Consider the following 19,034-nt stretch of genomic DNA (forward strand, 5'->3'; position numbering starts at 1 on the left):
CGTTGAGGTAGTCGAGGTAGTAGGCGTGCTCCCAGACGTCGAGCATGAAGAGGGGGATGACGCCGAAGGGCACGTTGGACTGCTGGTCGAAGAGCTGGAAGACGGTGAGGTTGCCGCCGAGGCTGTCGTAGCCGAGGACGGCCCAGCCGGAGCCCTGCACGCCGAGGGCGACGGCGGTGAAGTGGGCCTGGAACTTCTCGAACGATCCGAACGCGTCGTCGATGGCGGCTTTGAGCTCGCCTTCGGGGGTCTGGGTGTCGGGGGTGAGGTTGGTCCAGAAGACGGTGTGGTTGACGTGGCCGCCGAGGTTGAAGGCGAGGTCCTTCTCGAGCTTGTTGACGTTGGCGAGGTCGCCTGCTTCGCGGGCGGCGGCGAGGCCGGCGAGGGCCGTGTTGGCCCCGGCGACGTAGGTGGCGTGGTGCTTGTCGTGGTGCAGCTGCATGATCTTGCCCGAGATGTGGGGCTCGAGAGCGGCGTAGTCGTACGGCAGGTCCGGCAGCGTGTATTCAGTCATGACTCCACGTTAGGACCTCGACTACGGTTGAGGTCAAGGAGGTGACAGCGGATGCCCAGTGTCGACCCGGGTCGCAGTCTGCTGGCCATCGGCCAGCTCTCAGAGCGCAGCGGCACGAGCGTGTCGGCGCTGCGCTTCTACGAGAAGCACGGGCTCATCAGCGCCGAGCGCACCGCGGGCAACCAGCGGCGCTACCGCCGCGATGTGCTCCGCCGGATCGCCTTCATCCGCACCTCGCAGCGCGTGGGCATCTCGCTCGCCGACATCCGCGCCGCCCTCGACTCGCTGCCGGATGCCCGCACCCCCACGCGCGCCGACTGGATGGGCATCTCCGCCGGCTGGCGGGCCGAGCTCGACGCGCGCATCGCCGACCTGCAGCATCTCCGCACCGAGCTCGACGGCTGCATCGGCTGCGGCTGCCTCAGCCTCACCACGTGCGCGCTCAACAACCCCGGCGACAGACTCGGCGACGAGGGGGCGGGCCCCGTGCGCTGGGAGGCCGAGGCGAACCAGGCGCTCGACGCCTCTGCTGGATAGGGTGTCGCCATGACTCAGGATGCGGGTGCGGGTGTGTCGTGGAGCGGGCTCCTGCGGGTGCCGCCGGGCGACGGGCCGGTCGACCTCGCGGCCATCGCCACGGATGCGACACCGGGGATCGAGGGCAAGCACGAGGGTGCCGCGCTGTCGGAGGCCACGACGCCCTCGCTCGACGAGCTGCAGGAGAAGCTCTTCGCCTCGAGCCTCTTCGGGGGCGACCGGTCGGTGCTGCTCGTGCTGCAGGGCATGGACACCGCGGGCAAGGGCGGGGTGGTCAAGCGCGTGGCGGCCAGCATGGACCCGCAGGGCCTCTCGCACCACGCCTTCAAGAAGCCCACCGCCGAGGAGCTCGCGCATCCGTTCCTCTGGCGCGTGGAGAAGGTGCTGCCGACCGCCGGGCACATCGGCGTCTTCGACCGCTCGCACTACGAGGACGTGCTCGTGCCCGCCGTGCACGGGAGCCTCACGGCGGCGGAGATCGCGGCGCGGCACGACGAGATCAATGCGTTCGAGAAGAGGCTCACGGAGAACGGGACGACGGTGGTCAAGGTGCTCCTGCACCTCGGGCGCGACGAGCAGCGCTCCCGACTGCTGCGGCGACTTGACCGGGCCGACAAGCACTGGAAGTTCTCGCCCGCCGACGTCGACGACCGCGCTCTGTGGCCGCTGTTCCAGGCCGCCTACGGCGAGACCCTCCGCGCCACGAGCACGCCCTGGGCGCCGTGGCACGTGGTGCCGGCCGACCGCAAGTGGTACTCCGCCCTCGCCGTGCAGCAGCTGCTCGACGAGGCGCTCCGGGGGCTCGACCTCGAGTGGCCGGCCGCCGCGTTCGACGTGGAGGAGCAGCGCGCGCGGCTGCTCGCCACCTGAGGCCGCGATGCCGACACCTCCCTCGCTCGACGAGCTCCGGCGCCTTCGGCGCGCACGCGACCTGATGGATCGCGAGTACGCCCGGCCGCTCGACGTGCCCGCGCTCGCCCGTGCCGCGCTCATGTCGACCGCGCACTTCAGCCGGCGCTTCCGCGAGGCCTACGGCGAGACCCCCTACGCCCACCTCATGACCCGGCGCATCGAGCGCGCCAAGGCGCTCCTCCGGCAGGGCGACGCGGTGAGTGTGAGCGACGTGTGCTGGGCGGTGGGCTGCACGAGCCTCGGGTCGTTCAGCTCGAGGTTCACCGAGATCGTGGGGATGACGCCGAGCGCCTACCGGGCGCTCTCGCACGAGGCCGTCACCGTGGTGCCGAGCTGCGAGGCCATGGTGCTGGGGCGGCCGCGCAGGGTGCGCGCGGCATCCGCGGATCGAGCAGGAACCGAGAAGCGCGTGGACGCCCTCGCTCGCTAACGTCGAGCCATGACCATCTCACTCAGCCACGTGCACCTGCTCGCCGACGACCCCGACGCCGCCCTCGCGTTCTACCGCGACACGCTCGGGCTCGAACTCCGCTCGGAGGTGGAGAACGACGGCTTTCGCTGGATCACGCTCTCGACCGCCGACCAGCCCGAGATCGAGATCGTGATCTCCCAGCCGCGCGCCGGGCACTCGGAGGAGGACGGCGCCGCCATCGAGGCGCTGCTCGCGAAGGGCGAGCTGCCCGGCCTGCTCTTCCGGACCGACGACCTCGACGGCGCCTTCGAGCGGGTGCGCGCCGCCGGCAACGCCGAGATCGTGCAGGAGCCGACCGATCAGTTCTGGGGCGTCCGTGACGCGGCCTTCCGCGACCCGGCGGGCAACATGGTGCGCATCAGCCAGGCGTGACGCCCTCGCGGCTTGACCTGCAGCGTCGCCATACTGTTAAGTGCTTAACGATATGACGACACCGCCGATCGCCCCGTTCTCCGACAGCCCCGCCTTCAAGCTGCATCGCGCCACAGCGCTGCTCGACCGGGTCTCGGATCGCTATCTGCGAGCGCACCACAGCATCCCGTACTCCGACTTCGTGGTGCTGCTCGTGGTGCGGGTGCTGGGCGAGCCGACCCAGCGGCAGATCGCCGACGACCTCTCGGTCTCCCGGGCCTCGGTGACCCAGCGGCTCGACGGGCTCCGCGCGAACGGTCTCGTCGAGGTGCGACCGCACCCTGGCGACGCCAGGGCCAGACTCGTGCGGCTCACGACCGAGGGGGGTGCCCTGCTCGACCGCGCCTGGCGGGGGCTCGACGGGCACCAGGACGGAGTCGACGCGGGAGTGGACCTCGAGATGCTCGGCCGGATCCTCGACCGCGTGATCGCCAACGCCCTCGGGGTGCTGGCGGCGGATGCGGGGGAGGAGGCGTGAACGGCGTCGTCACCTCGACGGGGCTCGCCGCGCAGGAGCTCGACCGCGGGAGCGGGGAGACGCTCGTCCTCCTGCACTCCTCGAACACCGCGGGGTGGATGTGGGGGCCGCAGCTCGACGGGCTCCGCGGGCACCACCTGCTCGTGCCCGACCTGCCGGGGTTCGGCGGCAGCAATCGGCTGACCTGGGGGTCGGTGGCCGAGGCGGCCCGGCACGTCTCCTCCCTCGTGGCGGAGTTCGCTCCCGAGGGCCGGGCGCATCTGGTGGGTCTGTCGCTCGGGTCGTCCGTGGCCCTCGCGGTCGCGGCCGCGCATCCGGACCGCGTGCGCAGCGTCTTCGCCGGGAGTGCCGCCCTCGCGCCGCCCTCCACCCCCGCCCGGCTCGCGAGCGCGGTGGCGATCCGGGCCTGGGGCTCGCCCGCCTACTGGCGGGGCACCGGGCGGAGCTACGGGCTCTCGGGGGAGGATCTGGAACTGTTCGTCTCGACGGGAGCCGGGATCCGGCGCGAGACCGCCGAACAGATCTACAGTGAGGTGCGCACCGGGACGCCCGTCGACGCGCTCGCCCGTGTCGACGCACCTGTGCTGGCCGTCGCCGGCGGTCGGGACGCCGCCTTCGTGCGGCAGGCCTCTCTGCAACGGCTCCGCCAGGCCCTCCCGTCGGCGCACCTCGCGCTGGCGCCGGGACTCCACCACCACTGGAGCGCGGAGAGCCCGCAGCTCTTCGCCGACGCCGTGCTCGCGTGGACCTCACGTGGTGAGCTCGCGGCCGGCCTCGTCGAGGTGGGGTAGCCGCACTCAGGTCGACGCGGAACCGGGCCCCGCGGTCGATGCCGGCGAGAGGGCTTCCTTCCGGCGGCGCGGCAGCCACAGGGCCATCAGCACGCCGCCCACCACCGCGCAGCCGAGGTAGACGAGGCCGATGGGGGTCTGGTCGGCCTCGGGGAGGACGGCCGCGGCGCCGAGGGTGACCGCCACGAACAGGTAGCAGACCGCGCTCGTGAGGCCGCCGACGAGCCCGAGGTTGCGGTCGAAGAGACCGAGTGCGAGACCGTAGGCGAGCGGGCACAGGGCGCCGCAGCCGAGCATCACGAGTATGCCGCCCACCGTGATGAGCACGATGTCCGGGCCCACCAGGAACCCGCTGAGGGCGAGCACGAGCGCCCCCGCGGTGAACAGCGCCAGAGCGACCCCGCCGTGCGTGCGCGACGACAGCCGGGTGGCGAAGGTACCGGTCGCGAGTTCGCCGCCGAGATTGGCGGCGCCCACCACGAGGGCGATGAAGCCGTAGGCGAGCGGTGACAGCCCGAGCACGTCCTGGTAGAGCACGGGGGCGACGACGCCGAAGAGCAGCTGTGCGCTCGCGAAGACCGCGAACACGAGCGTGAGGCCCACGAAGACGCGGCGTCGCAGGGTGCTGACGAGCACCCGGGCGATGGCGCGGGGGCGGATGGGGCTCGCGGCCTCGGGGGTCAGCGTCTCGGGCAGCAGCCGCCACACCACGAGGGCCGCGAGGGCGGCGAGCACGGCGACGAGCACGAAGATGCCGCGCCAGGAGACGAACTGGGCGATCACGCCGCCGATCGCGGGCGCCACCACCGGGGCGAGCCCCCAGGAGGCCCCGAGCCAGCCCGAGACCGAGGTGAGCCGCGCGCCGCGGAAGAGGTCGGCGGCGATGGCGTAGACGATCACCATGCACGCGCATCCGCCGACCCCCTGCACGAAGCGGAGGGCGAGGAGCACGCCGATGTCGGTCGTGAAGGCGATGGCGATGCTCGCGGCGAACAGCAGGGCGAGGCAGATGAGCAGCGTGGGCTTGCGGCCCTTCGCGTCGGCGATCACCCCGATCGGCAGGAGGCCGAGGCTCATGCCGAGCACGTAGGCCGAGACCGTGTTCTGCACGAGGGTGGTGGAGGTGTCGAACTCGCGCACCATCTCGGGGATGGCGGGGGTGTAGACGTCGATCGGGAACTGGCTGAGCGGGATGACCCCGAGCAGGATGGCGAACAGCAGTCTTCTGTCCCTCATGGGATCCCCCGTCTTGCGCCCGCCCCCGTGCGCTCGCGGCCAGCCTAGCGGTGTCGGGAACAACGGGAGCCTCTGCCGCGTTCGGTTCTTCGGGCCGGCCGGCATCGCCGTCGGCGCCCGACGAAGGGAATGCACATGACTTCGAAGACCTGGTTCATCACCGGCACCTCGCGCGGCTTCGGCCGGGAGTGGGCGATCGCCGCCCTCGAGCGCGGCGACAGCGTGGCGGCGACCGCGCGCGACGTCTCGTCGCTCGACGACCTCGTCGAGCGGTTCGGCGACCGCGTCCTGCCGATCGCGCTCGACGTCACCGACCGCGCGGCCGACTTCGCCGCCGTCGACGCGGCCGTCGAACGGTTCGGCCAGCTCGACGTGGTCGTGAACAACGCCGGCTACGGCCACTTCGGCTTCGTCGAGGAGGTGACGGAGGCCGAGGCCCGCGCGCAGCTCGAGACCAACGTGTTCGGCGCCCTCTGGATCACCCAGGCCGCCCTGCCGCACCTCCGTGCCCAGGGCAGCGGGCACATCATCCAGGTGTCGTCGATCGGCGGCATCTCGGCGTTCCCGCTCGTGGGCATCTACCACGCCTCGAAGTGGGCGCTCGAGGGGTTCTCGCAGTCGCTCGCGCAGGAGGTGGCCGGCTTCGGCATCCACGTGACGCTCGTGGAGCCCGGGGGGTTCAGCACCGACTGGTCCGGATCGTCGGCCGCGACCTCGGAGCCGCTCGAGGCGTACGCCGCGCTGCACGAGTCGGTGGCCGAGGCGCGGAAGACGCGCAACGCCACGCCGGGCGACCCCGCGGCGTCGGCTCAGGCCATCCTCCGGGTCGTCGACGCGGAGGAGCCGCCGCTGCGCGTGTTCTTCGGCACGGCGCCGCTCGGCATCGCGAAGGCCGACTACGCGAGCCGGATCGAGACGTGGGAGAAGTGGAACGACGTCTCGGTGCTCGCTCAGGGCTGACGCGCGCGGCTGGTTTCGGTAGATCTGAGAGGGACCGACCCCGTATAGGGCGTCGGTCCCTCTCATTTCCACCGTTACTCGGTCGAGGCGACCGCTCGGGCAGCCTCGACGGCCTCGCGGGTGTCGGCCGCGACGAGGTCGGCATTGAGGGCCGCCCCCGCCATGGCGCCCATGCCCGCGGCCACCACCACGAGGGCGCCGGCGTTGCCGGAGTTGCCCGCCACCCAGACGCCGGGCACGCTCGTGAGGCCCGTGAAGTCGGAGGCGGTCCAGGCGCCCATCGGGCCCTCGGCGGTCTCCGCTCCGAGCTGGCGCAGGAGCTCGTCGTTCGCCAGCAGGCGCGGGCCCACGAAGAGGCGGTCGAGGTCGACGGTCGTCCCGTCGGCGAGAGCGACGCCCGTGAGCGTGCCGTCGGCGTCGCTCAGGATGCTCGAGACGTCGGTGGCGAGGATGCGCACCCCGCGGGCCTCGAGGCCCTCGCGCACCGCGGGGTCGAGGTCGTCGGTGAGCGGGCCGACGAAGGTCACGTCGGCCGACCACTGACGGATGAGCGTGGCCTGGTGGATCGACATCGGGCCCGTGGCGATCACGCCGAGGCGGAGGTCCCGTGCCTCCCAGCCGTCGCAGTAGGGGCACGCGACCGCGCCGGTGCCCCACTGCTCGGCGAGGCCGGGGATGGTGGGGAGCTCGTCGCGGAGGCCGCTCGCGATGACGAGGCGACGGGCCGTGAAGGTCGCGGTGCCGCCGGACGTGCCGCCGGACGTGGCGCCGGACGTGCCGCCGGTCGTTCCGGACGTGCCGGCGGTGGCCGCCTCGGCGAGCTCGACGGTCACCTCGAACCCGCCCGCCTCGCCCGTGGCCGAGACGGCGCGGCCGGCGAGGATCTCGCCGAGGTAGCCCCGCACCTCGGCGCGGCCGAGTTCGAGCAGCTCGAGCGGCGAGAAGCCGTCGCGGGTGAGGAAGCCGTGCATGTGCGCGGCGAAGCGGTTGCGCGGTGCGCCCGCGTCGACCACGAGCACGCGACGGCGGGCGCGGGTGAGCACGAGGGCGGCGTTGAGTCCGGCGGCGCCGCCGCCGACGATGATGACGTCGTAGGTGTTTTCGTTCATGCCCCCACTCTCGCGGCGGTGTTCGACTTTGGCAATCCGATGTGCTGAAATGGCAATATGCCGTCGATAGCTCCCCAACCATCGCCCACCGCCGCCGAGTCGCGCGCGGCTCGCATCGGGGTACGACTCCGTGCCGCCCGTGCGGACCAGGGCCTCACGCTGGCCGACGTCTCCGCCTCGACCGGCATCTCGGCGAGCACGATCTCCCGCGTGGAGAGCGGCGGCCGGCAGCCCAACCTCGACCTCCTCATCCCGCTCGCCCGCGCGCTCGAGCTCAGCCTCGACGAGCTCGTGAGCGACGAGGTGCCTGACCCCCGGGTGCCCGCGAGGCGCTCGCGTGCCGACGGCCGCGTCATCTACAGCCTCTCGAAGGAGACCTCGCCGAACCAGACGGTGCGCATGGTCATCCCCGCCGTGCCGCCCGGGAGCCCGCCCGCCGAGGCTCCGTCGCTGAAGACGCACGAGGGCTTCGAGTGGGTCTACGTGCTGAGCGGCCGGCTGCGGCTCATGCTCGGCGAGCACGACCTCGTGCTGCGGCCGGGGGAGGCCGCGGAGTTCGCGACCCGTGTTCCGCACTGGCTCGGCAGCGCCGACGGCGGTGAGGTCGAGCTGATGTGCATCTTCAACCGCGACGGCGAGCGCATCCACGTGCGGGCCCAGACCGAGCCCGACCGGCGCGTGGGCCGCTGAGGGCGCGGCGGGCGCGCCCGGGTAGCCTCGGACCATGGCTGAGAACGATGGCACGGCGCGCGTCGAGATGACACCGGATGGCACAACACCGGTCGGGATGCACCCGCCCGGTGACATCGACCCGCGCGGCGGCACCTGGCTCGACGACAACCTCGCGAGCTGGAACGAGCGCGTGCCGCTGCACGTGAACGGCGACCACTACGACCAGTCCGAGCTGCTCGCCGGCCGCGGGCGCCTGCGCGAGCTCGAGGAGGAGGCGCTCTCGCGCATGTTCCCCCAGGGCTTCGACGGCCTCCGCGTGCTCCACCTGCAGTGCCACTTCGGCGCCGACTCCCTCGTCTTCGCCCAGCGCGGCGCTGAGGTCGTGGGGCTCGACTTCTCGCTCCCGGCCGTCAAGGAGGCGCGCGAGCTCGCGGCCTCCACGGGGCTCTCCGACCGGGCGCGCTTCGTGGTGGCGAACGTCTACGACGCCAGGCACCTGCTGCCCCAGCCCGGCTCGTTCGACCTCGTCTACACGAGCTGGGGCACCATCGGCTGGCTGCCCGACATCGCCGAGTGGGCGCGGATCGTTTCGTGGTTCGTGAAGCCGGGCGGCCGCTTCTACTTCGCCGACTCGCATCCGGCCGCCTGGGTGTTCGACGACGCGGAGCCCGGGCAGCTGCCCCGCTTCGCCTACCCCTACGACGACGGCGGGGTGCCCACGGTGCTCGAGGAGCAGGGTGACTACGCCGACGAGTCCGCGGTGCTGGAGAATCCGCGCACGTGGGAGTGGACGCATCCGCTCTCGGCCACCCTCGGCGGACTGCTCGACGCAGGGCTGCGGCTCGACCGGCTGGGGGAGCACTACGAGCTGCCGTGGCGGATGTTCCGCGCGCTCGAGCAGGGCGATGACGGTCTGTGGCGGTGGCCGCGGGAGCGGTGGCTGCCGCTCGGGGTGAGCCTCGAGATGACGCTTCCGGGATGACGGGCGTGGGCGCAGGGACCGTGCGCTTCGCCGGCCGTATCGCCGGCTTCGGCACCGCGTCGGGCACGCGCATCGTGGCCGGGCTCTGGGAGCACTCACCGTTCGGTGCCTTCGCCGACGTGATGCTCGAGGACGCCGTCGGCCACCGCACCCTGCTCGCACCCTCGGACGAGGTGGCGGAGTTCGTGTCGTCGACCTACTCCTTCGACGAGGTGCGCGTGGTGCCCGTGGCCCGGCGCCGCATCACGGGCGGGCTGCGGGTCGACGCCGGGGGGCTCGAGGTGCGCCTGCTCGTGGGCGCGATGCCGCCGCTCGGCCGACTGCTGCGGGTGGTGCCGCCGCGGATCGCCACGGCACCGCTCTGGCTCGAGGCGATCGACCCCGTGGCGCGTGTGATCGTGCCGGGCGTGCGCACCGCGGGCACCGCGGGTGGGGGCCGACGCGAGTTCTACGGCGTCACGACGCTCCGCCGCATCGCCTGGGCCGGGGCGACCCTCGACGGGGTCGACCTCGGGGCCTTCGCGGCGCTCGATCCGCCCGTGCGGTTCGGGTTCGGATCGGCGCCGTCCGAGCCGCACCTCGTCGACCTCGTCACGAGCATCCGGATGCCGGCGGCCCCGTAGGCGGCGAGCAGGTGGGCGACGAGCGGGTGAGCCGCTCAGCCCTCAGCCAGCTCATCCTGCGAAGACGTAGACCCAGGCCTGCTTGCCGGTGTCGAGCGGCACGAGCACGCGCCGATAGTCGTCGACCTCGTACTCGTCGGCGGCGGCGAGCTCGGCGGCGCTGATCTCGAAGACCGTGCCGGGCACGGAGGCTTCACCGGGCCCGTCCGCCGGAACGAGCAGCGGATGCCGGTCGCTCCCGCTCGTGGCGATCACGTGCGGGTCGGTGATGGTCAGCCACTCCAGCCGGAACCCCACGACCGCCGTCTCGCGCCCGGCGAGCAGCCGCCCGAAGGTGGCGAGCTGCACCTCCGGCTGCCGCAGCGTGCCGTAGGAGAACAGCAGCACGGCCTCCGATTCGCTCATGCTCCGAGCCTATCCAGCGCGCAGGCTCAGATCGTGGCGACCGATCCGGAGTCGACGCGGTAGTTGGAGCCGTTCACGAACGAGGCGAGGTCGGAGCACAGGAACGCGATGACATTCGCCACCTCGTCGGGCTCGCCGCGGCGGCCGAGCTCCATGTAGGGGCGCTCCTCCACGAGGAACGACTCGATCGCCTTCTCGACGGTCGTGTCGAGCTCGGCCGCGCGCTTCTGCATCATGGCGTCGGTCATGGGGGTGTGGATGAAGGCCGGCGAGACGGCGTTCACGAGCAGGCCCTCCGAGGCGTAGGAGCGCGACAGGCCCTTCGCCAGTGCCAGGATGCCCGCCTTCGCGGCGCAGTAGGGGAGCTCGTCGTCGTAGGGCTGCACCGCGTCTTCGGAGGCGATGAGCACGAGACGACCCCAGCCGCCCTTCCGGAGCGAGGGCAGGAAGCGACGGATGAGGCGCACCGGGCCGATGAGATCGGTCTCGATGGTCTTCGTCCAGCCCTCGTCGCTGATCTCGTGGAACAGCCCCTGCGCGCCCGTCACCCCGGCCGACTGCACGAGGATGTCGATGTCGCCGACGGCATCCTGCACCTGTGCGTGCAGCCGGTCGAGGTCGGTGAGGCTCGTGATGTCGGCGGCGAACGCGTGCACGCGCTCGCTCCAGCCCGTGCCGGGGAGGCGGGAGACGGCTTCGTCGAGGGCGGACTGGTCGATGTCGCTCATCACGACGGTCGCGCCCTCCTCGAGGAGGAGCTTCGCGGTGTGCCAGCCGATGCCCGAGTCCGCCCCGGTGACGAGCGCCTTCTTGTCTGAGATCCCTAGGTCCATGTCCCCGACCGTACGACCATCCGCCCGGGGCGCAACCGGATCGAGGGGATTCGCGTCAAGGGGGTTTGATGCGGATCCGAACCCTTGTTGTATGTGGAGAAGTGCGTCCTTTTCGGGAAGCAGGGATGAGGAGCGATGCGACCCGGAGCGGTGACTCTCGATCCGGGACGGCTGCGGAGCCTGCTGGCACCGGTCGCACCGGTCGCACCGGCACTCCACGAGCTCGATGAGGTCTTCGACGAGGCCGTTCGGGCTCGCGCTGAGGTGGGCCTGGCGCTCGAACTCGCCACCCGCGTCGCCCGGGGCATTCCGCGGCCGGGGCACGGCTCCACCGCTCGGTATCTCGAGACCCTCGCCACCCTCGCGGCCGCCGACGTGACCGTCGCCCGCGTGGTGGAGCCGCACCTCGATGCGGCCATGATCCTGGCGGAGTGCCCCGCGCCGGTCGACCTGCGAGGCGTCGGTGCCGACGCCTCGAGCACCTGGGGTGTCTTCGCGGCGGAGGGGCCGGGGGTGCGGCTGACGGCGACACCGACACCGGATGCCTCCGGCTGGCTCCTCGACGGGACCAAGCCCTGGTGCTCCCTCGCCGGCCGGCTCACCCACGCGCTCGTCACGGCGCACGTCGCGGCCGATGGGGCCGGGTGGCCTGACGCGACCGATGGGGCCGACGCTACCGAGCGGTCTGCGGCGGTCGGGGGCGGGCGGCGCCTGTTCGCCGTGGATCTGCGGCACGACGGGGTCACTGCGCAGGAGGACGCCTGGGTGGCTCGCGGGTTCCCCTCGGTGCCGAGCGGTCCGACGGACTTCGCGCGGGTGCCGGCGGTTGCCGTGGGCGCCACCGGCTGGTACCTCGGGCGTGCGGGCTTCGAGTGGGGCGGCATCGGAGTGGCGGCGTGCTGGTTCGGTGGCGCGGTGGGGGTCGCCCGCCGGGTCGTGCAGGCGGCGGCGGAGCGCGGTGACGACATCGCGCTGCTGCACGCCGGCCGCGTCGCCCTCGCCGTGCAGTCGGCGGCATCGGCGCTCGCCGCGGCAGCCGCCGCGATGGATCAGGCCGTGATGGATCAGGCCGCCATGGACCCGGCCGCGATGGATGCGGCTGCGGTACATGCGGCTGCGGCGGATGCGGCGGCGGTCGATCCGACCGGCGGCTCCACCGCCGTCGCCGGCGACACCGCGGGCGAGGCGGCGCTGCTCGCTCAGGTGACGCGATCGATCGTGCGAGCGGCCGCCGAGGACGTGCTGCGGGAGGCCGCGCACGCGCTCGGCCCGTCACCGCTCGCCCTCGACGCCGACTACGCGGCACGAGTGGCCGACCTCGAGCTCTACCTCCGCCAGGACCACGGCACCCGCGACGAGGCCCGCGTCGGCCGCCTCCTCACCGCCCTCGCCGGCCCACCCGTCGTGGCATCGGTCGTCGAGGAGCCGGCCTCGGAGGTGGCATCCCTCGAGGAGGCCTCCCTCGGCAAGGCATCCCGCGGCGAGGCATCCCGCGGCGACACCGTGGAGGCGTCCACCGGCGAGGCATCCACCGGCGAGGCATCCACCGCGGAGCCGTCCCTCGCGGAGTGGGCGAACACGCCGTGGGCCTTCGAGGAGCCACCCGCGGCGGCGGCCGGCCCCGCCGCCGCATCGCAGAGGGGCCTCCGCCCATGAGCTTCACCCACGACACCGTCGGCACGCCCGAGGCCGCATGGCTGGGGGCGATCGAGCGACACGATCCCGTCGAGCTCCAGGAGGGGATGTTCGCCGAGATCGACCACCTCGTGCTGGTCGCCGCCCATCCCGACGACGAGACCCTCGGGGCCGCCGGCCTCCTCGCCCGCGCCTACGCGGCCGGGGTGCGCACGACCGTGCTGGTGGCGACCTCGGGCGAGGCGTCCCATCCGGACTCCTCCACGCACCGCCCCGACGAGCTGGCCCGCCTCCGCGAGATCGAGACCGAGAAGGCGGTCGCCCTCATGGCGCCCGGCGCGACCGTCGAGTTCGCACGTCTACCCGACGGCGGCCTGAGCGGTGCGGTGCCTGCCATGCGCGAACGGCTCGAGGCCCTGGTGGGCGTCGCGGGGGAGGGCGACCCCGGGACACGGGGCGCACGAGTGCTGCTCGTGTCGACCTGGGCGGGCGATCGCCACCCCGACCACGAGGCCGCCTGCGAGGCCACCGCCGCTGTCGCGGAGTCACGCGAGCTGTGGCACCTCGCCTACCCGGTCTGGCTCTGGCACTGGGCCGCGGTCGACGACCCGGCCGTGCCGTGGGATTCCTTCGTGTCCGTCTCCCTCGACCCCGAGATCGTCGACGCCAAGCTGCACGCCCTGGCCCTCCACACGAGCCAGGTCTCCCCGCTCAGCGGACTCCCGGGCGACGAGGTGCTCCTGCACGAGGGCATGCTCGAGCACTTCACCCGCTCCTTCGAGCTGTTCGTCGACCTCACCCCGAGCCCGCCCGCACCCGCCCCGTCGTCCACCCCCGCCACGGCCCCGTCATCCACGCCGGCCGACCTCACCACGGCGCCCGCCGAGCTGCACGACAGCGGCGTCGCCGCCGACTACTTCGACCGCCTGCACGCCGGGGCCGACGACCCCTGGGGCTTCGAGTCGCGATGGTACGAGGAGCGCAAGCGCGCGCTCCTCGTCGCCGCCCTCCCCGACCGCCGCTACGGCACAGTGCTCGAGGTCGGCTGCTCCACGGGCGTGCTCTCGGCCGCCCTGCTCGAGCGCACGACCGAACGCTTCGTGGGGGTCGACGTCTCCGAGGTCGCCCTCGAGCACGCTCGCACCCGGGCTGCCGCCGCCTCCGCCCCCAGCCCAACCGCCCCCAGCCCCACCGCCGAGTTCCGCCGACTGCAGGTCCCGGCCGAGTGGCCGGAGGGGCCGTTCGACCTCGTGGTCGTGAGCGAGGTGGGCTACTACCTCGACGCCCCCGACCTCGTGGGCCTCCTCGACCGCATCCTCGACACCCTCACCCCCGGCGGCGCGGTCGCCGTCTGCCACTGGCGCCACCCCGTCGCCGGCCGCACGGCGACGGGCGACGACGTGCACGCTGCCTTCGCCGCGCACCCAGGCCTCGATCGTCTCGCCCATCACCTCGAGGAGGACTTCGTGCTCGACGTCTTCACCCGCGCGCCCGCCGTCTCGATCGCCCGGCGCGAGGGCATCCTGTGAGCGAGTGCACCCTGTGACGCGAGCGCATCCTGTGACCGAGCGCACCCTGTGACCGAGCGCGCCCTGTGATCGAGCGGATCGACGTGGTGGTCCCGGCCCGCGACGAGGAGGCGCTGCTCGGCGCCTGCCTCGAGTCGGTGCTCGCGGCCGCCGACGCGCTGCCCGGCCGCATCCGCACCCGGATCGTCGTGGTGCTCGACGACTGCACCGACGGATCCGTCGACGTGGCCCGCTCGTTCGGCCCCCGCATCCGCGTGGTGCAGACCGCCTTCGCCAACGTGGGCCGGGCCAGGGCCGCCGGGGTCGAGGAGCTGCTCGACTCCTCGGTGCCGAGACGGGGGCACTGGATCGCGTCGACGGATGCCGACAGCGTCGTGCCGCGCACCTGGCTCCGCGAGCACCGCAAGGCGGCCGAATCCGGTGCCCTCGTCGCCCTGGGCCGCGTGCTGCCGCGCGCCGCCGACCTCGACGGCGAGGTGCTCCGCGCCTGGCACGACCTCCACCTCGCGCCCGGGCGCCACGTCTACGGCGCGAACCTCGGCGTGCGCGCCGACGCCTACCTCCTCGCCGGCGGCTTCCCGCCCCTCGCGTCGGGTGAGGACGAGGCGCTCGTCGCCGCCGTCGAGGCCCTCGACCCGGGGCTGCTGCCGGTGCTCGGAGTGGTGGGGGAGGCGCCGGCGCCGCTCGTGATCGATCTGGGCGGCGCGCCCGTCGACACCTCAGGGCGCACAGAGGGCCGCACGGCGGGCGGTTTCGCCGGCTTCCTCCGCCGCCTCGTCGACTGAAACCCGTCAACCCCCTCGCCACCCGCGCCGAGGTGGCGTAGGCCGGAAGCATGAGAGCACTCACCTACCAGGGCACCATGAAGGTCAGCGTCGAAGAGGTCCCGGATCCCGTGATCCAGGAGCCGACCGACGTCGTCATCCGTGTCACCTCCACCGCCATCTGCGGCTCCGACCTGCACCTCTACGACGTGCTGGGGCCGTTCCTGGACAAGGGCGACATCCTCGGCCACGAGCCGATGGGGATCGTCGAGCAGGTCGGATCCGCGGTCACCCGGCTCCAGGTCGGCGACCGCGTCGTCATCCCGTTCGTGATCGCCTGCGGCCACTGCCACATGTGTCAGCGCGGGCTCACGACCCAGTGCGAGACCACCCAGAACCGCGACACCGGCACCGGTGCCGACCTCTACGGCTACACCGAGCTCTACGGCTCCATCCCCGGCGGCCAGGCCGAGAAGCTCCGCGTGCCGTTCGCCGACTTCAACGCCCAGAAGGTGGGCACCGAGCTGCCCGACCACCGCTACCTGTTCCTCTCCGACATCCTGCCCACCGCCTGGCAGGGCGTGCAGTACGCCGAGCTCCCGGATGACGGCGTGCTCGGCGTGATCGGGCTCGGCCCCGTCGGCCAGTTCGCCGCGCGCATCGGCCGTCACCTCGGCCATCGCGTGATCGCGGTCGACCCCGTGCCCGAGCGCCGCGCCATGGCCGAGCGCCACGGCATCGAGACGCTCGACCTCACCGACGACGTGCTCGATCGCCTGCGCGAGCTCACCGACGGCCGTGGCCCGCACGGCATCGTCGACGCGGTCGGCATGGAGGCGCACGGCAACCCCGGTGCCGCGTTCGCGCAGTTCGCCGCGGGCCTGCTCCCGGATGCGCTCGCCAAGAAGGCGGCCACGACCGTCGGCGTCGACCGCCTCGCCGCCCTCCTGCTCGCCCTCGACGCCGTGCAGCGCGGCGGCACCGTCTCGCTCAGCGGCGTCTACGCGGGTGCGGCCGATCCGGTGCCGTTCATGACGATGTTCGACAAGCAGCTGACCCTCCGCATGGGCCAGTGCAACGTGCACCGGTGGCGCGACGAGATCCTCCCGCTGGTGGAGGACCCCGCCGATCCACTCGGCATCGACGACCTCGTGACGCACCGCGTGCCGCTCGACCAAGCTCCCGAGATGTACGAGATCTTCAAGAAGAAGGAGGACGGCTGCATCAAGGTCGTGCTGGTGCCGTGAGGCCCTCCTCCGATCCTCAGTACGCGGCGGCGAAGACCAGCGGGTAGAGGATGGTGCCGAGCACGCCCACGAGCGTGGCGGCACCGAGGGCGATCCCCGCGCCGGCGAGTGCCCGGCCGGGGCCCGCCTTGGCGAGGGCGAGCAGTCCGAGCACGAGGGCTCCGATGCCGAGCAGCGCCTGCAGCACCGTCTGCACGAGGCTGACCGCGCCGTAGGCGTCGGAGCTCGCACTCGCGATCATGCCGGCCTGCACGAAGATGAAGATGAGGCCCAGCAGGGACGGCAGGGCACCGAGGATCACGGACGCGAGGGCGAGCGGGTTGCGCCAGGCTCCCTGCGGGTGGCCGCCCTGGTGCTCGGTGCCCCGGCCGTCCGTTCCCGGGGTGGGCCCGTAGCCCGGGTGGCGCGGAGCCTCCTGCTTCGGGGGCTGCCCGTAGCCCGGGTGCGCACCCGGCTGCTGCGGTGGCTGGTAGGCGGGCTGCTGCGGCTGGTACTGGGGCGGCTGGTACTGCGGCTGCTGCGGGGGCTGGTACTGCGGAGGCTGGTGCTGCTGCGGCGGCTGCTGGTACTGGGGTGGCTGGGGCGGCTGCCCGGAACGGGGCGGCTCGGGCGGCTGGAACGGGGGCTGCTGGCTCATGGTCATCCGATCGACGAGTGATGTGCAGGCTTCGTGCCCGCCTCCTCCATGCCTACCCCACCTGGCGCCGGCAGGGGAGGCGGCACCGCCTCCCGCTGCAGCTTGACGAACACCACGCCGCCCACGATGAGCGCTCCGCCGAGCGCCTGCACGAGCGTGGGCACCTCACCGAGCAGCAGCCAGGCGAAGAGCACCGCGAACAGCACCTCGACGAGCCCCACGAACGAGGCCACGCGCGATCCGAGCCGAGCGGCGCCCAGGATGCCGGTGAGGTAGGCGAAGGCGGTGGCGATCACGACCACGACGCCCATCGGCACGATCCAGGAGACCTCGCCCACGAGGGGCATGACCACGTCGTCGAACGACATGGTGAAGGGGAGCAGCCCGGTGAGCCCGATCAGTCCGAGGGCCAGCCCGCCCACCAGGAGACCGGCGCAGACGAGCGCCACGGGCGGGAGGTCGCCGCTCGGCCGCGCCGAGATGAGGTAGTAGCCCGCGAGGCAGACGGCCGCACCGAGGGCGAACAGCACCCCGAGCCCGTCGAGCCCGCCGGCGCCGGCCGGGTCGATCACGAGCACGAGCCCGCCGATGCTCAGCAGGGCGCCCACGATCGTGAGCATGGCGGGCGGGATGCGCGTGCGCCCCCAGGCGAGGAGCACCAGCAGCACCGGGGCCGAGTACTCGATCAGCAGGGCGATGCTCACGGGCATCCGCTCGATGGCCGCGAAGTAGAACACCTGCGCCCCCACGACGGCGACGATGCCGTAGAGCAGCACGAGCCTCCAGGCCGCGAACAGGGTGCGGTAGCGACCTCGGAGCGCCCAGAGCGCCGGGGCGAGCAGCACGAGCCCGCCGCCGAGCGCGCGCACGGTGACCGCGGCGACGGGCGACCAGCCGGCCTCGAGCAAGGGCTTCACGAAGGGGCCGCTCATGCCGAAGGCCGCCGCCGCCGCGAGGGCGAGCACGAGGCCGGCACCGCGACGATGTGCGAGCGGGGCGCTCCGCCGGAGATCGTGGGGGGAATGCTGCGTGATGTCGCTCATGCTCGCCTGTCAGGAGTCAAAGTGGGTACGCTAGTGACACTAATCGCGGCCCATGTCAGGAGTCAACATCCTTTTCGCCTATGACACCGAAGCGACCCTCGCGTTCGCCACCGCCCTCGTGAACACCGAGGCGGCGGTCTCCGGCTCGCGCGACGACGAACTCTCCTCCCGCGCCCAGCTCGTCGCGCTGCTCGACGAGAACGACTACTCCGGCCGCCGCGACGGCGACGACGCCGAGCTCGACGAGGTGCGGACCCTCCGCCCCGAGCTCCGGCGCTTCTGGGAGGTCGAGCGCGACGAGGCGGTCGAGCTCGTCAACGCCATCCTGCGCGACGCCCACGCCCTGCCGCAGCTCGTGCGCCACGGCGACTGGGACTGGCACCTGCACGCCACCGACGCCGAGGCGCCGCTCGCGACCCGGATGCGCGTGGAGGTCGCCATGGCGTTCATCGACGTCATCCGCAGCGACGACTTCGACCGCCTGCGCACGTGCGCCGCCGACGACTGCGACGCGGTGCTGGTCGACCTCTCGCGCAACCGCTCGAAGCGCTACTGCGACGTGGGGAACTGCGGCAACCGGATGAACGTCAACGCGTACCGCGCGCGCCGCTCGGCCGGGGCCTGAGGCGTAGGGGCCTGAGCCGTAGAGGCCTGAGGCGCAGAGGCCCGAGCCCCGGCGCGCTAGAGCAGCTTCCGCAGCGTGCGGAGGTTGCGCGTGGTGATGGTCGCCTTGAAGCGGGGCTTCGCGAGGAACTTCGCGAGCGCCGTCTCGGTGCTCGAGCCCTTCGGCGTCTCCCAGTAGAAGACGCCGTCTCCGGGCACCCCGCGTTCGCCCGCCGAGGTGGAAGCGGAACCCGCTCCGGCCGAGAACTCCGTGATCTCGTCGAGAGCATCCGGCGTGGAGGCGAACAGCACGTAGGGCTGCACGCCGTCGGTCTCCTCGAACGGGTACGCGTCGACGATGCCGGCGAGCTCCGCGTGGTCGACGAGCACGATCCAGGCGTCGTAGCCGAAGCGCTCGCCGAGGCCCTTCTCGATGGTCGCCTTGAGGTGCGCGTGCGCCGCGGCCGAGGCTGGCTCCGAAGTTGAGAACAGCACGTTGCCCGAGGCGAGCACGGTCTTCACGTCGTCGAAGCCGAGCGAGCGGAAGAGCTCGGCCAGCTCGGCGCTCTTCACGGTGATGCCACCGACGTTCACTCCGCGCAGGAGCGCCGCATACTTCGCCATGCGCCCAAGCTACCGCG

General features: G+C 72.6%; 23 protein-coding genes. 15 read left to right on the forward strand and 8 right to left on the reverse strand.

Annotated elements, in window-relative coordinates:
• Window positions 1-514, reverse strand: a 514-nt coding sequence (locus tag Q0D57_RS08795) for a superoxide dismutase (RefSeq protein WP_291041570.1), incomplete at its 3' end; no start/stop codon positions are given.
• Between the two features lie 51 nt (window positions 515-565).
• Between Q0D57_RS08795 and soxR the strand changes: the two genes are divergently transcribed.
• The 6 genes from soxR to Q0D57_RS08825 are packed head-to-tail and all read left to right on the forward strand — an operon-like array spanning window position 566 to window position 4,115.
• Window positions 566-1,051 (forward strand): redox-sensitive transcriptional activator SoxR, encoded by a 486-nt coding sequence (soxR, locus tag Q0D57_RS08800; RefSeq protein WP_291041573.1) that lies wholly within the window; start codon window positions 566-568, stop codon window positions 1,049-1,051.
• 9 nt (window positions 1,052-1,060) lie between these two features.
• A complete protein-coding gene (locus Q0D57_RS08805) occupies window positions 1,061-1,921 on the forward strand; it encodes a PPK2 family polyphosphate kinase (protein WP_291041576.1) in 861 nt (286 codons plus the stop codon).
• A gap of 7 nt (window positions 1,922-1,928) precedes the next feature.
• Complete coding sequence (locus Q0D57_RS08810; RefSeq protein WP_291041579.1) at window positions 1,929-2,393, forward strand: helix-turn-helix transcriptional regulator; 465 nt, start codon at window positions 1,929-1,931, stop codon at window positions 2,391-2,393.
• 9 nt (window positions 2,394-2,402) lie between these two features.
• The gene (locus tag Q0D57_RS08815) at window positions 2,403-2,807 is read left to right on the forward strand and encodes a VOC family protein (protein ID WP_291041586.1); all 405 of its coding nucleotides are present in this window, start codon (window positions 2,403-2,405) and stop codon (window positions 2,805-2,807) included.
• 52 nt (window positions 2,808-2,859) lie between these two features.
• The gene (locus tag Q0D57_RS08820) at window positions 2,860-3,324 is read left to right on the forward strand and encodes a MarR family winged helix-turn-helix transcriptional regulator (RefSeq protein ID WP_291041590.1); all 465 of its coding nucleotides are present in this window, start codon (window positions 2,860-2,862) and stop codon (window positions 3,322-3,324) included.
• Complete coding sequence (locus Q0D57_RS08825) at window positions 3,321-4,115, forward strand: alpha/beta hydrolase (RefSeq protein ID WP_291041598.1); 795 nt, start codon at window positions 3,321-3,323, stop codon at window positions 4,113-4,115. The genes Q0D57_RS08820 and Q0D57_RS08825 overlap by 4 nt, the downstream gene beginning before the upstream one ends.
• Window positions 4,116-4,121: 6 nt before the next feature.
• Here the strand turns inward: Q0D57_RS08825 and Q0D57_RS08830 are convergent, their stop codons facing one another.
• Window positions 4,122-5,351: a multidrug effflux MFS transporter gene (locus Q0D57_RS08830; protein WP_291041617.1), complete on the reverse strand. Its 1,230-nt coding sequence runs from the start codon at window positions 5,349-5,351 to the stop codon at window positions 4,122-4,124.
• Between the two features lie 135 nt (window positions 5,352-5,486).
• Between Q0D57_RS08830 and Q0D57_RS08835 the strand changes: the two genes are divergently transcribed.
• On the forward strand, window positions 5,487-6,311 hold the full coding sequence (locus Q0D57_RS08835; protein ID WP_366518594.1) for an SDR family oxidoreductase: 825 nt from the start codon (window positions 5,487-5,489) through the stop codon (window positions 6,309-6,311).
• Window positions 6,312-6,385: 74 nt separating this feature from the next.
• On the opposite strand, the gene Q0D57_RS08840 is transcribed toward Q0D57_RS08835, so the two are convergent.
• The gene (locus Q0D57_RS08840; protein WP_291041623.1) at window positions 6,386-7,420 is read right to left on the reverse strand and encodes an NAD(P)/FAD-dependent oxidoreductase; all 1,035 of its coding nucleotides are present in this window, start codon (window positions 7,418-7,420) and stop codon (window positions 6,386-6,388) included.
• A 57-nt stretch (window positions 7,421-7,477) separates the two neighbouring features.
• On the opposite strand from Q0D57_RS08840, the gene Q0D57_RS08845 reads away from it, so the two are divergent.
• The 3 genes from Q0D57_RS08845 to Q0D57_RS08855 are packed head-to-tail and all read left to right on the forward strand — an operon-like array spanning window position 7,478 to window position 9,697.
• Entirely contained in the window at window positions 7,478-8,110 is a 633-nt protein-coding gene (locus tag Q0D57_RS08845; RefSeq protein WP_291041626.1) for an XRE family transcriptional regulator, read from the forward strand.
• 34 nt (window positions 8,111-8,144) lie between these two features.
• Window positions 8,145-9,074, forward strand: a complete 930-nt coding sequence (locus Q0D57_RS08850) for a class I SAM-dependent methyltransferase (RefSeq protein WP_291041632.1) — start codon at window positions 8,145-8,147, stop codon at window positions 9,072-9,074.
• A complete protein-coding gene (locus tag Q0D57_RS08855; RefSeq protein WP_291041635.1) occupies window positions 9,071-9,697 on the forward strand; it encodes a hypothetical protein in 627 nt (208 codons plus the stop codon). The genes Q0D57_RS08850 and Q0D57_RS08855 overlap by 4 nt, the downstream gene beginning before the upstream one ends.
• Window positions 9,698-9,748: 51 nt before the next feature.
• On the opposite strand, the gene Q0D57_RS08860 is transcribed toward Q0D57_RS08855, so the two are convergent.
• Window positions 9,749-10,102 (reverse strand): gamma-glutamylcyclotransferase family protein, encoded by a 354-nt coding sequence (locus tag Q0D57_RS08860; RefSeq protein WP_291041638.1) that lies wholly within the window; start codon window positions 10,100-10,102, stop codon window positions 9,749-9,751.
• Between the two features lie 26 nt (window positions 10,103-10,128).
• Window positions 10,129-10,935, reverse strand: coding sequence for an SDR family oxidoreductase (locus Q0D57_RS08865; protein ID WP_291041640.1), 807 nt, complete (start codon window positions 10,933-10,935; stop codon window positions 10,129-10,131).
• Between the two features lie 135 nt (window positions 10,936-11,070).
• On the opposite strand from Q0D57_RS08865, the gene Q0D57_RS08870 reads away from it, so the two are divergent.
• From Q0D57_RS08870 to Q0D57_RS08885, 4 genes are all read left to right on the forward strand, one after another.
• Window positions 11,071-12,591 carry an acyl-CoA dehydrogenase gene (locus tag Q0D57_RS08870; RefSeq protein ID WP_291041642.1) on the forward strand — a complete coding sequence of 507 codons (1,521 nt, stop codon included), beginning with the start codon at window positions 11,071-11,073 and terminating at the stop codon, window positions 12,589-12,591.
• Entirely contained in the window at window positions 12,588-14,099 is a 1,512-nt protein-coding gene (locus Q0D57_RS08875) for a bifunctional PIG-L family deacetylase/class I SAM-dependent methyltransferase (RefSeq protein ID WP_291041644.1), read from the forward strand. The genes Q0D57_RS08870 and Q0D57_RS08875 overlap by 4 nt, the downstream gene beginning before the upstream one ends.
• Before the next feature lie 65 nt (window positions 14,100-14,164).
• Window positions 14,165-14,884 (forward strand): glycosyltransferase family A protein, encoded by a 720-nt coding sequence (locus Q0D57_RS08880; protein ID WP_291041647.1) that lies wholly within the window; start codon window positions 14,165-14,167, stop codon window positions 14,882-14,884.
• Between the two features lie 50 nt (window positions 14,885-14,934).
• Window positions 14,935-16,110, forward strand: a complete 1,176-nt coding sequence (locus Q0D57_RS08885; protein ID WP_291041649.1) for an alcohol dehydrogenase catalytic domain-containing protein — start codon at window positions 14,935-14,937, stop codon at window positions 16,108-16,110.
• A gap of 16 nt (window positions 16,111-16,126) precedes the next feature.
• Here Q0D57_RS08885 and Q0D57_RS08890 read toward each other — a convergent pair whose 3' ends face one another.
• Together Q0D57_RS08890 and Q0D57_RS08895 are read right to left on the reverse strand one after the other, a co-directional pair.
• Window positions 16,127-16,747: a hypothetical protein gene (locus Q0D57_RS08890; protein ID WP_291041652.1), complete on the reverse strand. Its 621-nt coding sequence runs from the start codon at window positions 16,745-16,747 to the stop codon at window positions 16,127-16,129.
• 2 nt (window positions 16,748-16,749) lie between these two features.
• The gene (locus tag Q0D57_RS08895; RefSeq protein ID WP_291041655.1) at window positions 16,750-17,790 is read right to left on the reverse strand and encodes a DMT family transporter; all 1,041 of its coding nucleotides are present in this window, start codon (window positions 17,788-17,790) and stop codon (window positions 16,750-16,752) included.
• A gap of 52 nt (window positions 17,791-17,842) precedes the next feature.
• Here Q0D57_RS08895 and Q0D57_RS08900 point away from each other — a divergent pair, with 52 nt between their 5' ends.
• Window positions 17,843-18,415 (forward strand): CGNR zinc finger domain-containing protein, encoded by a 573-nt coding sequence (locus Q0D57_RS08900; protein WP_291041658.1) that lies wholly within the window; start codon window positions 17,843-17,845, stop codon window positions 18,413-18,415.
• A gap of 56 nt (window positions 18,416-18,471) precedes the next feature.
• On the opposite strand, the gene Q0D57_RS08905 is transcribed toward Q0D57_RS08900, so the two are convergent.
• Window positions 18,472-19,017, reverse strand: a complete 546-nt coding sequence (locus tag Q0D57_RS08905) for a DUF1697 domain-containing protein (RefSeq protein WP_291041661.1) — start codon at window positions 19,015-19,017, stop codon at window positions 18,472-18,474.
• Between the last annotated feature and the right edge of the window lie 17 nt (window positions 19,018-19,034).

The sequence above is a fragment of the Herbiconiux sp. genome (assembly GCF_023264895.1).
Taxonomy (GTDB): domain Bacteria; phylum Actinomycetota; class Actinomycetes; order Actinomycetales; family Microbacteriaceae; genus Herbiconiux.

What these genes read in the sequence shown, in the direction of transcription:
- soxR (WP_291041573.1), top strand. Translation starts at nt 566, where the DNA reads ATGCCCAGTGTCGACCCGGGTCGCAGTCTGCTGGCCATCGGCCAGCTC.
- Q0D57_RS08805 (WP_291041576.1), top strand. Translation starts at nt 1,061, where the DNA reads ATGACTCAGGATGCGGGTGCGGGTGTGTCGTGGAGCGGGCTCCTGCGG.
- Q0D57_RS08810 (WP_291041579.1), top strand. Translation starts at nt 1,929, where the DNA reads ATGCCGACACCTCCCTCGCTCGACGAGCTCCGGCGCCTTCGGCGCGCA.
- Q0D57_RS08815 (WP_291041586.1), top strand. Translation starts at nt 2,403, where the DNA reads ATGACCATCTCACTCAGCCACGTGCACCTGCTCGCCGACGACCCCGAC.
- Q0D57_RS08820 (WP_291041590.1), top strand. Translation starts at nt 2,860, where the DNA reads ATGACGACACCGCCGATCGCCCCGTTCTCCGACAGCCCCGCCTTCAAG.
- Q0D57_RS08830 (WP_291041617.1), bottom strand. Translation starts at nt 5,351, where the DNA reads ATGAGGGACAGAAGACTGCTGTTCGCCATCCTGCTCGGGGTCATCCCG.
- Q0D57_RS08835 (WP_366518594.1), top strand. Translation starts at nt 5,487, where the DNA reads ATGACTTCGAAGACCTGGTTCATCACCGGCACCTCGCGCGGCTTCGGC.
- Q0D57_RS08840 (WP_291041623.1), bottom strand. Translation starts at nt 7,420, where the DNA reads ATGAACGAAAACACCTACGACGTCATCATCGTCGGCGGCGGCGCCGCC.
- Q0D57_RS08845 (WP_291041626.1), top strand. Translation starts at nt 7,478, where the DNA reads ATGCCGTCGATAGCTCCCCAACCATCGCCCACCGCCGCCGAGTCGCGC.
- Q0D57_RS08850 (WP_291041632.1), top strand. Translation starts at nt 8,145, where the DNA reads ATGGCTGAGAACGATGGCACGGCGCGCGTCGAGATGACACCGGATGGC.
- Q0D57_RS08855 (WP_291041635.1), top strand. Translation starts at nt 9,071, where the DNA reads ATGACGGGCGTGGGCGCAGGGACCGTGCGCTTCGCCGGCCGTATCGCC.
- Q0D57_RS08860 (WP_291041638.1), bottom strand. Translation starts at nt 10,102, where the DNA reads ATGAGCGAATCGGAGGCCGTGCTGCTGTTCTCCTACGGCACGCTGCGG.
- Q0D57_RS08865 (WP_291041640.1), bottom strand. Translation starts at nt 10,935, where the DNA reads ATGGACCTAGGGATCTCAGACAAGAAGGCGCTCGTCACCGGGGCGGAC.
- Q0D57_RS08870 (WP_291041642.1), top strand. Translation starts at nt 11,071, where the DNA reads ATGCGACCCGGAGCGGTGACTCTCGATCCGGGACGGCTGCGGAGCCTG.
- Q0D57_RS08875 (WP_291041644.1), top strand. Translation starts at nt 12,588, where the DNA reads ATGAGCTTCACCCACGACACCGTCGGCACGCCCGAGGCCGCATGGCTG.
- Q0D57_RS08885 (WP_291041649.1), top strand. Translation starts at nt 14,935, where the DNA reads ATGAGAGCACTCACCTACCAGGGCACCATGAAGGTCAGCGTCGAAGAG.
- Q0D57_RS08890 (WP_291041652.1), bottom strand. Translation starts at nt 16,747, where the DNA reads ATGAGCCAGCAGCCCCCGTTCCAGCCGCCCGAGCCGCCCCGTTCCGGG.
- Q0D57_RS08895 (WP_291041655.1), bottom strand. Translation starts at nt 17,790, where the DNA reads ATGAGCGACATCACGCAGCATTCCCCCCACGATCTCCGGCGGAGCGCC.
- Q0D57_RS08900 (WP_291041658.1), top strand. Translation starts at nt 17,843, where the DNA reads ATGTCAGGAGTCAACATCCTTTTCGCCTATGACACCGAAGCGACCCTC.
- Q0D57_RS08905 (WP_291041661.1), bottom strand. Translation starts at nt 19,017, where the DNA reads ATGGCGAAGTATGCGGCGCTCCTGCGCGGAGTGAACGTCGGTGGCATC.